This window comes from Pseudoalteromonas sp. SG43-8, assembly GCF_014164245.1.
Taxonomy (GTDB): Bacteria; Pseudomonadota; Gammaproteobacteria; order Enterobacterales; family Alteromonadaceae; genus Pseudoalteromonas; species Pseudoalteromonas distincta.
This window is the reverse complement of the sequence record NZ_JACJEX010000001.1, coordinates 1,016,650-1,029,714: the sequence shown is the minus strand read 5'-3', so window position 1 is coordinate 1,029,714 and position 13,065 is coordinate 1,016,650. Positions and strand designations below refer to the sequence as shown.

Below are 13,065 nucleotides of genomic sequence, written 5' to 3'. Positions count from 1 at the left end.
ACCTCAATAATTTCTGATGCTTGTAAAAGCATTATGTAATTTGTTAGGGCACTTTTTACCCGCAGATTCTTCAACGCCTGAGTTTAAATCAAGGCCTAAGGCACCTTTAAAAAGCGCATCTTTAATATTGTCTGGATTTAAGCCTCCAGCGAGCATAAACGGAGTGGTTGCATCATGAAGCACCGACCAATCAAATGCTTTACCTGTACCGCCAGTTTGTGTATCGCTGTGTGTATCGTAAAGGTGTCGGTCAACGCCATTTACAGGCGTTGGCAATGCATCTTTTATTGCTTGGGCTTTCCAAATCTCGCAACCGGTAGGTAACTGTGTACGCAACTGAGCGATGTAATCGTCACTTTCTTGACCATGTAATTGAACTGCCGCCAATTTTAGCACACTTGCGTATTGAGCAACTTGATCAATTGGGGCATCTACAAACACACCCACAAAATTAAGCGGGGCACTTTGGCTAAGCTCTTTTGCGCAATCTAAATCAACATAGCGTGGCGATTTAGGATGAAAAATTAAACCACCGTAAATAGCACCGTTTTGATATGCCGCTTGTGCATCTTGGCTACGCGTTAAACCACATACTTTATTGTCACCTAAAATAACACGGCGACATGCTTGCTCTAAATCACGCTCGCCCATAAGTGAGCTGCCAATTAAAAAACCATCGCATAATGGGGCTAAACGTTTTACGTCTTGATGGGTGTAAATACCCGACTCCGAAATAACCACTTTATCAGCCGGAATCAGTTTGCGTAGTTTTTCGGTAGTGGCTAAATCGGTGCTTAAATCGCGTAAATCACGGTTATTAATACCAATAATTTGTGCATCAAGCGCAAGTGCACGGTGTACTTCTTCTTCATTACTTACTTCGGTGAGTACCGACATATTCAGAGAATCGGCAACAGCGTGCAGTGCCTTATAGCTTTCGTCATCGAGTACTGAAAGCATCAGTAATATAGCGTCACCGCCGTAAATACGCGCCATATATACTTGGTACTCATCTATAAAAAAGTCTTTACAGATAAGCGGTTGTTCTACTTGGCTGCGCACAAATTCGAGGTAATCAAAACTGCCTTGAAAATATTTAGCATCAGTTAACACGCTCATGCAGGTAGCGTATTTTTTATAAACCGATGTGATTTCGGTTAAATCAAATGGCTCTCTAATTAGCCCTTTTGAAGGCGATGCTTTTTTACATTCTAAAATAAACTGTGTGCCTGGGGCGGCTAATGCTTTGTAAAAGCTACGGCTTGTAGGCACTGCAAGGTGCTTAAAGCTTTCAAGCGGGCGTGCGGATTTACGCTCAATGAGTTCTAATTTTTTATCAGCAACAATTTTGTCTAATACATTAGCCATTACTTACCTCAATAATTGCATTTAGTGTGTTCATGGCTTGCCCTGAACTTAATAATGTTTGTACTTGCTTTGCCCCTTCTTTTAACGTTTCTGCTTTACCTGTTAGGTATAAAAGGGCAGCTACGTTAACCACAATGGCAGCATTATGTGCATCTGTGCCTTTGCCGTGTAAGATGGCAAGGCTAGCATTTGCGTTGTATTGTGGGCCTTCACCAGCGAGTTGTTCAAGTGAATAGTTTGCAAGGTCAAAGTCGCTTGGGTTTAGCGTGTACTGCGTAATCTCGCCATTATTTAGCTCAACTACCGTTGTTGGGCCGTGTAGAGCTATTTCGTCAGTGCCCGAGCCGTGAACAATCATAGCGCGCTTTGTGCCAAGGGTTTTAAGTGTTTGTGCCATTGGCATACATAACGCTTCGTTATACACACCTAACAATTGCACATCAGGTGCTGCTGGGTTAGCAAGCGGGCCTAAAATATTAAAAATAGTGCGTGTTTTAAGCGCTGTACGCACGCCCATCGCATGGCGTACGCCACTGTGATAGTGCGGTGCAAATAAAAAGGTAAAATTGGTTTGCTCAAGGCATTTTGCTGCCTGCTCTGGGCTCATATCTATATTAATGCCCAACGCTTTTAGTAAGTCGGCAGAGCCTGAATTACTCGATACACTGCGATTACCATGTTTTACCATGTTAATGCCGGTAGCAGCGGCAACTATGGCTGCTGTTGTGCTTATGTTAATTGTGTTTGAGCCATCGCCGCCAGTGCCACAGCTATCAGCAAGTTGTGTACTGCTGGTAGTAAAAGCAACTGCGTTTTCGCGCATTGAGGCTGCAGCACCTGCTATTTCATCGCTTACTTCGCCTTTAATTTTAAGGCTTATTAGTAGGGCGGTTAGCTCAATCTCGCTCATGTTACCTTGCATTATTTCATCAAACAGTGCTTTGGCGCCTGCGTAGCTTAATGATTGCCCTGTAATTAGTTGTTCAATAGCGTGTTGAACATTTATGGGTTGTTCTGGTTGTGTACTCATAATGTCCTCTATTATTTGGCACGTGTTAAGTAAGCGACACTTTGCTGAAGTAGCATTGCTCCGTTTGGCGTCAGTATAGATTCTGGATGAAACTGGTAACCCAAAGCGTTGTCATCATGATGATAAATAGCCATAGGTATATCTTCGTACTGGGCAATAACCTTTATATTGTCAGGCACTTTTGTTGCCATTAATGAATGGTAACGTGCTACAGGCATTGTATTGCCCATACCATCAAATACAGGATGTTCGCCTAAATTAATAATTGAAGACTTACCATGTACGGTTTCACCCGCGTGACCGATTACTCCACCGTAGCTTTGTGTTAACGCTTGTTGGCCTAAACAAATGCCTAACATTGGGAAGTGGCCTTTAGAGAGCTCAATAAGCTCCATTAAACAGCCTGCATCGCTTGGTGTGCCAGGGCCTGGTGAAAGTACTAAGAGTACTTGTCCTTGCTCTTGGCGCATTTTGTTAAAAATAACCTCAGCGCTAATGTTGTTTCTGTAAACAACCAGTTCGCAGCCGAGCATCGTAAGCTCATCAACAAGGTTGTATGTAAATGAGTCAAAGTTATCTAAAAAATAGATTTTAATAGGATTCGCTTTACTCATTTTATACCGCCTTATACGTAGATTTTATGGCGGTGATAACCGCTTGTGCTTTAGCGCGAGTTTCGTTTGCTTCAGAAATAGGATCTGAGTCAAACACCACACCGGCACCAGCCTGTACATAAGCTATATTATTTTTAACAAAAGCAGAGCGAATAACAATACAACTATCCATTGCGCCATCACCGGTTAAGTAACCTACAGCGCCGCCATAACTGCCACGGCGTTTACCTTCTGTTTGACGAACAAGCTCAGCAGCACGCACTTTTGGTGCACCAACAAGGGTGCCCATGTTCATACACGCTTGGTAAGCATGCAGTGCATCAAGCTCTGGTTTTAATGTGCCAACAACGCGCGACACTAAATGCATTACTTGCGAATAGCGGTCTACTTTTAATAACTCTTTTGCAAAGCGAGTACCTGCAATACTAATACGTGCAACATCGTTACGTGCTAAATCGACAAGCATTAAATGCTCGGCGCGCTCTTTTTGATCGTTTCTTAGTTCCAGCTCAATGCGGCTGTCTAAGTCTGGATTTATTTGCCCGTTAGCAAATTTGCCGCGCGCTCGAGTACCAGCAATTGGGTAAACTTCTACTTGCTGATTACTTACGTCGTACTTAAGGGCCGACTCAGGAGAGGCGCCAAATAATGCAAAGTCTTCATCGCGCATATAAAACATGTAAGGGCTTGGGTTTTGCTTTTTAAGCTGGCTATACGCATGTAAAGAATCAGGGCAAGGTAGTGAAAATGTACGCGACGGCACTACCTGAAAAATATCGCCATCTACAATATTCTTTTTAAGCTTAACAACTTGCTCGCAATACGTTTCGTCGCTTATATCAACGCTTACTTCACATTCGCCACTTTGCATATCCGCACTAAATTCTGCTGCGCTATCGCACAGCGTATTTAACCGCTCAAGCTCTTTACCTACTTCAAAGCAGTTAGCGTGTACGTCTGGGCCATTAAATACATTGCCAATGAGTTCGGTTGTTTGCTTTTGATGATCAATAACAACTAACGTTTCAGCTAAATAAAATACGTAATCTGGGCAGGTGTTTTCGCCATCAGGTACATCACTTAACTGCTCAAAGTTTGCCACCATGTCGTAGGCAAACACACCGCCTAAAAATACCGAAAACGGATTTTCGGTAGTGCTTTGAATACTGTTAATACAGGTACGAAGAGCGCTGAAAGCGTTATCGGCAACAAGCTTACTTGCTTCGTCTATATCGCTGCTGGTGTCTTGGTAGTTAAGTGTAAGCGTTGTGTCGTTTAATTGTGAATCACAGCTCTTAACATTTGCTTGTAAGTAGCTTAATAATTGCTTGCCGTTATTTGATTGTGCGCTAACAGTTACCGTTTTACCCTTACATACAATGCGCAGGGCGCTATCAACTAAAATTAAACTTTTTACACTGTCTTTAGAATCAATCTCAGCCGATTCAAGCAGTAGTGAGTTAGGCTTATCAAGTGCCGCGTATAATGCAAGAGGGCTACTAATATAGTCGCGTACTTGCGTAATGCTTGTTACTTCGCCTGGTGTGGTAGTTATATGACTAAAAATCAAACCTCATTCCCTCAAAAAATTAAACCCCGCAGTGCTTTTGCAATGCGGGGTTTGAATAACGATATCTAAATTACAAACAGATCATTACCGTCCCGCTATATCAGGCGCCACCACCAACGATGTGTAAGAGTAAGACCGTTATTCATGTTTTTCTGCCTCAAAATTTATTAAATATTTTTAACGTATACGTTTCGTAAAATTTAGTTATAAAAAAACCCGCATAGTTGCGGGTTTTGAATTTTTGCTAGACACGACAATTCATCACCCGAAAATTACGAGTGCCACCACCAAATAGTGTTTAAGTTTGAATTGATCATTATTGTTAATTCTTAATGTGTCTGAAAGTGGCTACAGTAAAACGTATCTTATGCTTTTGTGTCAAGTGTTTATTTAAAACAATTTAGTCAAAAAAGTTGTTATACTTACATAAACACCAGTAACCCTTAATTTTAAGCAGTTTTCTTTTGATAAAATACGATTTACATAGCCATACTACACATTCAGACGGGCGTTTGACGGTTGAAGAATTATTGCATCGCGCTGTTGATAAAAATATTGATGTGTTTGCTATTACCGATCATGACACTGTGGCGGCTATTAAGCCTGCTCAGCAATTTATTGAAGCAGAAAACTTGCCGCTTTCATTAATAACGGGTACCGAAGTGTCTACCAAATGGGAAAGCTTCGAAATTCATATTGTAGGTTTAAATATTGATATTAATAATATTGACCTTACTTCTTTATTATCGGCTCAGCAGCAAAAGCGAGAAGAGCGTGCACTAGAAATTGGCGCACGCCTTGCAAAAAATGGCTTTGATGGCATTTACGAGCAAGCTAAAGAGCTGGCAAAAGACGCGCAAATTACGCGCGCACATTTTGCACGCGCTCTTATTGAGCGCGGTGTAGCTAAAAATTTCCCAGGTGTATTTAAAAAGTACTTAGGGCGTGGCAAAACAGGCTATGTACCTAGTTGCTGGTGCACCATGCAAACCGCTGTAGAGGCAATACATGCTGCTGGTGGTGTTGCTGTACTTGCGCACCCAAGTAGCTATCAAATGTCAAACAAGTGGCTACGCAAATTATTAGTAGAATTTAAAAGTGTAGGAGGAGACGCAATGGAAGTTGCACAACCTCAACAGGCGCCAAGCGAACGTCAATTTTTAGGTGAACTCAGCCGTGAGTACGAACTACTTTGCTCGCAAGGGTCAGATTTTCATTTTCCGACAAGCTATTTAGAGCTTGGTAAAAATTTATACTTACCGAAAGACTGCCAAGGTGTTTGGCAAGTTTGGGAAGGACAAGAAGGGGCATTAACATGAGTCAATTATTCCATATTCATCCTGATAACCCGCAACCAAGATTGATTAGTCAAGCCGTTGATATTATTAAACAAGGCGGTGTTGTTGTTTACCCAACAGATTCGGGCTATGCCATTGGCTGTAACATTGGTAATAAGCAAGCCAAAGAGCGCATAGAGCGTATTCGTGGTATTGAAAAAAACGATAATTTTACGCTAGTCTGCCGTGATTTATCGGAGCTATCTACTTATGCACGTGTAGATAACCAGCTATTTAGATTAATTAAAAATAATACGCCAGGGCCTTATACCTTTATTTTTAAAGGCACAAAAGAAGTCCCTAAGCGTTTATTAAACGACAAGAAAAAAACAATTGGTATGCGTGTAATTGAACACCCAATTGCTTGTGCGTTACTTGCCGAACTTGGCGAGCCATTAATGTCGTGTTCTTTAATTTTACCCGGGCAGCAGTTTACTGAATCAGATCCGGATGAAATATTAGAGCGATTAGATAAACACGTTGATTTAATTATTCACGGTGGCCATTTAGCCGAGCAAGCAACCACAGTAATCGACTTGTCGGAAGATGAAGTTAAAATATTGCGTGTTGGCTGTGGTGATACAAGCCCGTTTGAGTAATAACAAGTGAGCGAAAGTACTGCTGATACAAAAAGTAGTGAAAAGCCAGTGCAGCAAAAGCTGCCACTGGCTTTTTTGCATGGTAAAGCGGTTGTAGATAAACCAGAAGACTTATATATCCCGCCCGATGCGCTCGAAATAATATTAGAAACCTTTGAAGGCCCGCTAGATTTACTGCTTTATTTAATTAAAAAGCATAAACTTGATGTGCTCGATCTTTCTATTTTTAGTATTACAGAGCAGTATGTAAGTTACGTTGAAATGATGACCGAGTTTCAACTCGAACTTGCCGGCGAATATTTAGTAATGGCTGCGTTACTTGCACAAATTAAGTCGCGCTTATTACTCCCTGTTCACGAAGAGCTTGAAGAGGAAGAAGACCCTCGCGCTGAGCTTATTAAACGCCTGCAAGAATATGAGTTATTTAAAAAAGCCGCCGAAAACCTCGATGATATCCCCCGCGTTGGGCGTGATATTTTTATAGCGCATGCCGCTATGCCAATAAATGAAGACATAAGTCAAAACCTCCCTGATATTGAACTTAAAGACTTAATGCTGGCGTTGAGTGATGTTATGGCGCGAGCAAAAACGTTTGAACATCATCAAATTACTGCTGAAGTACTCTCAACCCGAGAGAGAATGAGCCAAATATTACAACAGCTATCGAAAGCAAATTCAGCAGTGGTATTTAATGCGCTTTTTACGCCTGATGAAGGGCGTAGTGGTGTTGTGGTTAGTTTTATAGCCATGCTAGAGCTCATTAAAGAAGGACTTGTTACCTGTTTGCAAGTAAGCCCAGAGAGCTTAATTTATGTCAGCTTGAGCGAGCAATCAACCCTATAAACTTATCTGTTGAATCCTCAACTTCTAAAAACTGTCTTTAATTATCAAAGTTCTGTGCGTATACGCACGTAAAGTGTTTGTAAATGTTATTTTCATTTACGGCTATGCACTATATTGTAACGTCATAGCATTATAGGACTTACACATGTTTAAAAATACACCTTCATCTTACGGACTTGTCGCCATTATTTTACATTGGCTCATGGCGTTGACTATTTTTGGCCTGTTTGGTTTAGGTTTATATATGGTTGAGCTTACTTATTACGATAGCTGGTATAAATGCTCGCTCGATTTACATAAAAGTATTGGTATTACGCTTGTGGCCGTATTTTTATTTAGAATTTTATGGCGTGCTTTATCTACACAACCTAAACCATTAGGTGAAAGTAAAGGCATGAACCAATTAGCACATACTGCGCATATTGCTATGTATATTATTTTGGCCGTTATAGCTGTTTCAGGGTATTTAATATCAACCGCAGACGGGCGTCCAATAGAAGTGTTTACCTTATTTAACGTATCAGCACTTGATTTTGCATTTGATGACCAAGCCGATATTGCAGGAAAAGTACATTATTATGGCGCGTGCACATTAATCGGGTTTGCAGTATTGCATGCACTAGGGGCGTTAAAACATCACTTTATCGATAAAGATAAAACCTTAATCAGAATGATCAAACCATTAAAGGATGATTAAAATGAAAAAATTATTAGTAAGCACAGCCGTTTCGGCTGCAATGATGTTATCGGCAACAGCCGCTAATGCAGCTGATTATGTAATTGATACAAAAGGCGGGCACGCATCTGTTAACTTTAAAATTAAACACTTAGGTTACAGCTGGTTATATGGTCGTTTTAATACTTTTGACGGCACATTTAGTTACGATGCTAAAAATCCTGATGCATCAAAAATTATGGTAAATATTGATACCACTAGCCTTGATTCTAACCATGCAGAGCGCGATAAGCACTTACACGGTAAAGATTTTTTAAATGTGGATAAATACCCAAAAGCGACATTTAAAAGCACCAGCATTAAATTTGATGAAGATGGTGAAGAGGCCGACGTAACCGGTGAATTTACGCTGCATGGCGTAACTAAAACTATTACCTTTGAAATAGATAAAGTGGGCGAAGGTAAAGATCCTTGGGGTGGATACCGCGTAGGTTTTGAAGGCGAAACCAGCCTTAAACTTACAGATTATGGTATTGATTACAACTTAGGGCCTGCATCTACTCATGTTGATATTATTTTATCAATAGAAGGCGTTCGTAAGTAATACAGTTATTGAATATAAAAACGCCACTAACTGTGGCGTTTTTTTTGCTTAACAGAAACTCAAATTAAGCGACTTTGAATTTGTTTATTTTGTGCTATTAATACGCGATTTTAATAGCGGCCTTAAATCCTCAGGCAACCAGCGCATAAGTAAATCGTTATAAGCCTGCGTTTTTTTAATGATTTTAAGCTGCTCATTAAGAATAGCGATGTCTTTTGCGCCTTGCTCGTTTTTAGTACAACCAATAAAGCCATAGCTGAGCGCTGGAGATTCGGTTAATGGACGCTGCGTTAAGTTTTCTTCAAAGTGCATTGATTTAGCTAAATAGTAATGCTCGCTTGGGTAACCCAACAAAATATCAATTCGTTTTAGGTTAAGCATATATGTAAGGCTCGCTAGGCTATCGCGAGTGGGTCTAATTACTAAATCAATGTTGGGTGTACTGTTTATTAAAGTATCTATCTCTTGGCCGTAAGAGCGGCTCATAGAAACTCCAAGAGTTAGTTTTTTATCTTGTATTAAATTGAGTAGTGATACTTCTTTAGATTCCGCTATATTTAGCGCTTTGGCGAGCTTTTTATGCATTGCTATTGAAGGCGAGAGGCCCGTTGTTGAGCTTTCGTCTGTGAAATAAATATGCTCTTTTCTGTAATCATTTTTATAAAGCGATAACGCACAAACATTATTTGAAGTATTGGACAGCTCTTGAATTACTTTACCTGAGGGGATAAGCATGCGGTTAAAGGTGATATTAGGAAGTTGTTTTTCAAGTAAAGAAATTATGCTTTCGTCACGGCCTAGGTATTGATATTGACCATTTAAAATATAATAGGGTGCAAAATCGTGCGCTAGCCAGTTTATGGTTCTAGCATTGCTTATTGAGCTCAGACAGAAAAAAAGTAAGAAAGTTAAAAATATACGGAGCATTACAACAGCTACCAGTAATTATTATTGTAAAACTATTGTAACCAATAAAGGGCTAAAAAGTAAAATGCCAGCAACAAGGCTGGCATAATATCTTATCAATAATTGCAATAATAGAATGGCAATTAAAGTTATATGTTGCTTAGTTAGCTTTTAGCCACTTAACAAACTGGCGTGCATCACTCGCTTTTTGAAATAATGCATTTTTTAAACCTTGTGTATCACTGAAGATTACACGATGTTTGTTTACTGAAATTGATTGCACTGGATGTGCTATTTGGATCATAGACCCGTTATATTTATAAGACATAATAAAACTCACTTTATTCTTGTTATTTATTCTGCGCTATATTTGTATAGCAAATTGCAGTCAATAAATTAACGATGTTGTGTTTAGCTTCATTACAGTGTTGACGATCTTTATGACACTTTTGCGATGATAGTAAAAAATCATCTCGGTATTATTCAAGGGGTTCTCGCCGTACAATAACTTAGCTTTCAAATATACGTTTTGCGGGGCTTACTGGATCAGGGTAAATGGTTAACCGCGGCGGTTTCTTTAAACCAGAGAGGGAAGGTAACTTATATATAAATTGTGTGCAAGCTATTTATTATAAAAATATTTATAATAAATCTTATCAACTGCTTACAAAGCCCATTTTTAGTTACCAAAGGATAAGTATGAATTACCTAATAGTGAGTGATATTTATGGTTTAACCCCTGCTTTAAGTAAGTTATCACAGGCAATTAGTTCAAATTTAGTGATTGTTGATCCATACAACAAAAAGATTCAAGCTATTGAAAGTGAACAAGATAGTTATAATAATTTTATACAGCAGTGTGGCCATGACAAATACACGGACAAACTTCTAGAATGCTTTGAGAGTTTAAAAGTGCCGACCACATGTATTGCGTTTAGCGCAGGGGCAAGTGCAGCATGGCGGGCACAGTTATTAACAGGCAATACACACCTTAAAAAGTTAATTGGCTTTTATCCGTCGCAAATTCGTAATTATTTAGCGTTAGATGCAAATGTACCCTGTGAATTCATATTCCCAGAAAGTGAGAGTCACTTTAATGTTGATGAAGTTATTAAAGCTTTAAGCACCAAAGCGAGTGTTAAGTGCTATAAAACCAATTTTTTGCATGGTTTTATGAACGAGTACTCAACCAATTTTAATGCGCAAGGGCTGGTTGAATATAGTAGCTATATAAAACAGAGCAGCCGTTAAAGCGTGTTTAGCTGCTTTTTATTAATATCAGGAAAATCAGTACGGGTATTATATTTTGCATACAGCGTTGTAAAAATGCTGCTGCTGGATAACTTATCTAACTCTTTTATAAAGGTTTTAGCACTAGAACGAGCGGGTCTACAGCATGTTTGATACTGTTTTATTATACCCGCGACAGATAAACCTTGTTTTTGTAGCTTAAGGTCGGCCTGTGCAAAAAAAGCCGCACCCGTCCAATAAACACGTTGCTGGGCGCGTTGTTTCCACATATCGGCAGAGAGCTCATTAAGTGGCTGTGTTTTAGTTTTAGTTTGCAGGCGGGCACGATCAAATCCTGCATTTAAACGTTGTACAAATTGCGGCTGGGTGATTATACCGCTGTCACGCATTATTACGTTTTGCATATAACTGGCAAAACCCTCGCTTAGCCAAAAACCGGAGTAGGGAAGTAGCGGCAAATATAAATGCGAAAGTTCATGGTATAGCGTCCAATCTTTAGTGAATGCATTTAAACTGGCGTAGCGATCTATATGTAGTTCAATCCCATCGGGGTTATTGCGTTTAACTGTAGCCCAAGGTACAGGCTCAAAAGCAAAGTATTGCGGTTTTAAATAAATAGGCAAAGTGGTTTGCTTTAAAGGCCCCAGTGTATTTTGTGTTTTTTCAACACTTTGATTAACCCATGTAGACACCGTATTTTGAGCATTACTTGAGAGCGAGCTAAGGTTATGTATGACTACTTCAACGGCTAATAAGTTAAAAGAGCTGATTGATAGTAGCAGTACAAAAAAGTATTTCATTAAAATGCTCCACTGTAATTTAATAACTGGTACGCCAAGCTTAATATACAAGACCAACTAAATGGATAAATAATCTCGCCTAATTCTTTATTTTTTAAAATGATAGTAACTATAAAAGTACAAATAAAGACACCTCAAGCTAAGCATGGTTTAATCAATTAATCGTTATTTTAAGTTAGGTTTTAGCCATGACGTATCAGCATATTCAAGTTCCTGAGCACGGCCAAAATATCACTATTGATGCACAAGGACATTGGCAAATACCGTTAGAACCTATCATTGCTTTTATTGATGGCGATGGCGTGGGGCTGGATGTTATGCCGGTGATGCGCCACGTTGTTGATAGTGCAATTGAGCATTGTTATAAAAGTGCACGGAAAATTCATTGGATGCAAGTTTATAATGGCGAGCAGGCCGCAAAGCTGTATGACGGTGACTGGTTCCCGCAAGAAACAATTAACGCGGTACGTGCCTGCAAAATTGCCATAAAAGGGCCGTTAACCACACCACTGGGTGGTGGCTTCAGATCGCTTAATGTTGCACTCAGGCAAGAAATGGATTTGTTTGTAAATATGCGCACTATAAAAGGCTTTAGTGCACTTCCTTCTCCTTTAAAAAATCCTTTTTTAACAAACATAACAGTGCTTCGTGATAGCAGCGAAGACGTGTACTCAGGTATTGAGTGGCAAGCAGGCAGTGTAGAAAGTGAAAAAATGCTCGATTTTTTATGTGAGGAAATGGGCGTAACCCGCTTAAGGTTTTCACAAGAATGCGGTATTGGTATTAAAAATATATCTAAAGAAGGCTCTGAGCGACTAATGCGCTTTGCCATTAACTATGCACTTAAAAACGATAGTGAATCATTAACGCTAGTGCATAAAGGCAATGTACTTAAATTTACCGATGGGGCATTTAAGCGTTGGGGGTATGCACTTGCACAAAGCGAATTTAATGCCACTGCACATGAAAATGGGCGTTGGCTGCAAATAGAGCGAGTAAATCAAGCACCTCTAATTATTAAAGAAGTTATAGCCGACAACATGCTGCAGCAATGTTTAATGCACCCAGAGCAATTTGATGTAGTGGTGACGACTAATCAAAATGGTGACTTTTTAGCGGATATGCTGAGCGCACAAGTTGGCGGTGTTGGCATAATGCCTGCTGCAAATTTAAATAACGATGTCGCATTTTTTGAGCCTACACACGGCACGTTTGAACGTATAGCAGGGCAAAATAAAGCAAACCCCAGCAGTAGTATTTTAAGTGCGGTATTAATGCTTAAATTTATGGGATGGGACGAGGCCGCATTACTAATAGAAAATGCGTTAGAGCAAACATTTAAAAGCGGTGAAGTAACCTTTGATTTAGCGCAAGAGCAGAGCGATAACTCAAGTATTCATAACTCGACAACCTTAACTTGTACTGGCTTTGCAAAGAAGGTTATCGAGCACTTTTAAACACATTCAT

General features: G+C 39.7%; 14 protein-coding genes. 7 read left to right on the top strand and 7 right to left on the bottom strand.

The window, feature by feature from the left end; all coding sequences use genetic code 11:
- Positions 1 to 3: 3 nt before the first annotated feature.
- Genes trpCF through H5122_RS04625 form a run of 4 tightly spaced genes read right to left on the bottom strand, consistent with a single transcriptional unit; the run spans position 4 to position 4,582 of the window.
- On the bottom strand, positions 4 to 1,368 hold the full coding sequence (gene trpCF / locus H5122_RS04640) for a bifunctional indole-3-glycerol-phosphate synthase TrpC/phosphoribosylanthranilate isomerase TrpF (protein WP_182681410.1): 1,365 nt from the start codon (positions 1,366 to 1,368) through the stop codon (positions 4 to 6).
- Complete coding sequence (gene trpD / locus H5122_RS04635; RefSeq protein ID WP_182681409.1) at positions 1,361 to 2,398, bottom strand: anthranilate phosphoribosyltransferase; 1,038 nt, start codon at positions 2,396 to 2,398, stop codon at positions 1,361 to 1,363. The genes trpCF and trpD overlap by 8 nt, the downstream gene beginning before the upstream one ends.
- A gap of 11 nt (positions 2,399 to 2,409) precedes the next feature.
- A complete protein-coding gene (locus H5122_RS04630; RefSeq protein WP_149592564.1) occupies positions 2,410 to 3,012 on the bottom strand; it encodes an aminodeoxychorismate/anthranilate synthase component II in 603 nt (200 codons plus the stop codon).
- A 1-nt stretch (position 3,013) separates the two neighbouring features.
- Positions 3,014 to 4,582: an anthranilate synthase component 1 gene (locus H5122_RS04625; protein WP_182681408.1), complete on the bottom strand. Its 1,569-nt coding sequence runs from the start codon at positions 4,580 to 4,582 to the stop codon at positions 3,014 to 3,016.
- Positions 4,583 to 5,046: 464 nt separating this feature from the next.
- On the opposite strand from H5122_RS04625, the gene H5122_RS04620 reads away from it, so the two are divergent.
- The 5 genes from H5122_RS04620 to H5122_RS04600 all read left to right on the top strand — a co-directional run bounded on the left by H5122_RS04620 (position 5,047) and on the right by H5122_RS04600 (position 8,641).
- Positions 5,047 to 5,901 (top strand): RNase RNM, encoded by an 855-nt coding sequence (locus H5122_RS04620; protein ID WP_002961577.1) that lies wholly within the window; start codon positions 5,047 to 5,049, stop codon positions 5,899 to 5,901.
- Positions 5,898 to 6,518 carry an L-threonylcarbamoyladenylate synthase gene (locus H5122_RS04615; RefSeq protein WP_002961576.1) on the top strand — a complete coding sequence of 207 codons (621 nt, stop codon included), beginning with the start codon at positions 5,898 to 5,900 and terminating at the stop codon, positions 6,516 to 6,518. Before H5122_RS04620 ends, H5122_RS04615 begins: the two co-directional genes overlap by 4 nt.
- A gap of 6 nt (positions 6,519 to 6,524) precedes the next feature.
- Positions 6,525 to 7,361, top strand: a complete 837-nt coding sequence (locus tag H5122_RS04610) for a ScpA family protein (protein ID WP_182681407.1) — start codon at positions 6,525 to 6,527, stop codon at positions 7,359 to 7,361.
- A 145-nt stretch (positions 7,362 to 7,506) separates the two neighbouring features.
- Complete coding sequence (locus H5122_RS04605; protein WP_182681406.1) at positions 7,507 to 8,058, top strand: cytochrome b; 552 nt, start codon at positions 7,507 to 7,509, stop codon at positions 8,056 to 8,058.
- 1 nt (position 8,059) lies between these two features.
- Positions 8,060 to 8,641: a YceI family protein gene (locus tag H5122_RS04600; RefSeq protein ID WP_039489966.1), complete on the top strand. Its 582-nt coding sequence runs from the start codon at positions 8,060 to 8,062 to the stop codon at positions 8,639 to 8,641.
- 84 nt (positions 8,642 to 8,725) lie between these two features.
- Here H5122_RS04600 and H5122_RS04595 read toward each other — a convergent pair whose 3' ends face one another.
- Together H5122_RS04595 and H5122_RS04590 are read right to left on the bottom strand one after the other, a co-directional pair.
- Positions 8,726 to 9,568 carry a transporter substrate-binding domain-containing protein gene (locus H5122_RS04595; protein WP_182681405.1) on the bottom strand — a complete coding sequence of 281 codons (843 nt, stop codon included), beginning with the start codon at positions 9,566 to 9,568 and terminating at the stop codon, positions 8,726 to 8,728.
- A gap of 139 nt (positions 9,569 to 9,707) precedes the next feature.
- The gene (locus tag H5122_RS04590; RefSeq protein ID WP_002961566.1) at positions 9,708 to 9,875 is read right to left on the bottom strand and encodes a hypothetical protein; all 168 of its coding nucleotides are present in this window, start codon (positions 9,873 to 9,875) and stop codon (positions 9,708 to 9,710) included.
- A 371-nt stretch (positions 9,876 to 10,246) separates the two neighbouring features.
- Here H5122_RS04590 and H5122_RS04585 point away from each other — a divergent pair, with 371 nt between their 5' ends.
- Complete coding sequence (locus tag H5122_RS04585; RefSeq protein ID WP_182681404.1) at positions 10,247 to 10,798, top strand: hypothetical protein; 552 nt, start codon at positions 10,247 to 10,249, stop codon at positions 10,796 to 10,798.
- Here H5122_RS04585 and H5122_RS04580 read toward each other — a convergent pair.
- Complete coding sequence (locus H5122_RS04580) at positions 10,795 to 11,598, bottom strand: hypothetical protein (RefSeq protein WP_182681403.1); 804 nt, start codon at positions 11,596 to 11,598, stop codon at positions 10,795 to 10,797. The genes H5122_RS04585 and H5122_RS04580 overlap by 4 nt on opposite strands.
- A gap of 188 nt (positions 11,599 to 11,786) precedes the next feature.
- On the opposite strand from H5122_RS04580, the gene icd reads away from it, so the two are divergent.
- Positions 11,787 to 13,055, top strand: a complete 1,269-nt coding sequence (gene icd / locus H5122_RS04575; protein WP_138488944.1) for an NADP-dependent isocitrate dehydrogenase — start codon at positions 11,787 to 11,789, stop codon at positions 13,053 to 13,055.
- Positions 13,056 to 13,065 lie beyond the last annotated feature (10 nt).

Excerpts from the sequence above, each read along its gene's own strand:
- trpCF (WP_182681410.1), bottom strand. The coding sequence starts at position 1,368 with ATGGCTAATGTATTAGACAAAATTGTTGCTGATAAAAAATTAGAACTC.
- trpD (WP_182681409.1), bottom strand. The coding sequence starts at position 2,398 with ATGAGTACACAACCAGAACAACCCATAAATGTTCAACACGCTATTGAA.
- H5122_RS04630 (WP_149592564.1), bottom strand. The coding sequence starts at position 3,012 with ATGAGTAAAGCGAATCCTATTAAAATCTATTTTTTAGATAACTTTGAC.
- H5122_RS04615 (WP_002961576.1), top strand. The coding sequence starts at position 5,898 with ATGAGTCAATTATTCCATATTCATCCTGATAACCCGCAACCAAGATTG.
- H5122_RS04605 (WP_182681406.1), top strand. The coding sequence starts at position 7,507 with ATGTTTAAAAATACACCTTCATCTTACGGACTTGTCGCCATTATTTTA.
- H5122_RS04600 (WP_039489966.1), top strand. The coding sequence starts at position 8,060 with ATGAAAAAATTATTAGTAAGCACAGCCGTTTCGGCTGCAATGATGTTA.
- H5122_RS04595 (WP_182681405.1), bottom strand. The coding sequence starts at position 9,568 with ATGCTCCGTATATTTTTAACTTTCTTACTTTTTTTCTGTCTGAGCTCA.
- H5122_RS04590 (WP_002961566.1), bottom strand. The coding sequence starts at position 9,875 with ATGTCTTATAAATATAACGGGTCTATGATCCAAATAGCACATCCAGTG.
- H5122_RS04585 (WP_182681404.1), top strand. The coding sequence starts at position 10,247 with ATGAATTACCTAATAGTGAGTGATATTTATGGTTTAACCCCTGCTTTA.
- H5122_RS04580 (WP_182681403.1), bottom strand. The coding sequence starts at position 11,598 with ATGAAATACTTTTTTGTACTGCTACTATCAATCAGCTCTTTTAACTTA.
- icd (WP_138488944.1), top strand. The coding sequence starts at position 11,787 with ATGACGTATCAGCATATTCAAGTTCCTGAGCACGGCCAAAATATCACT.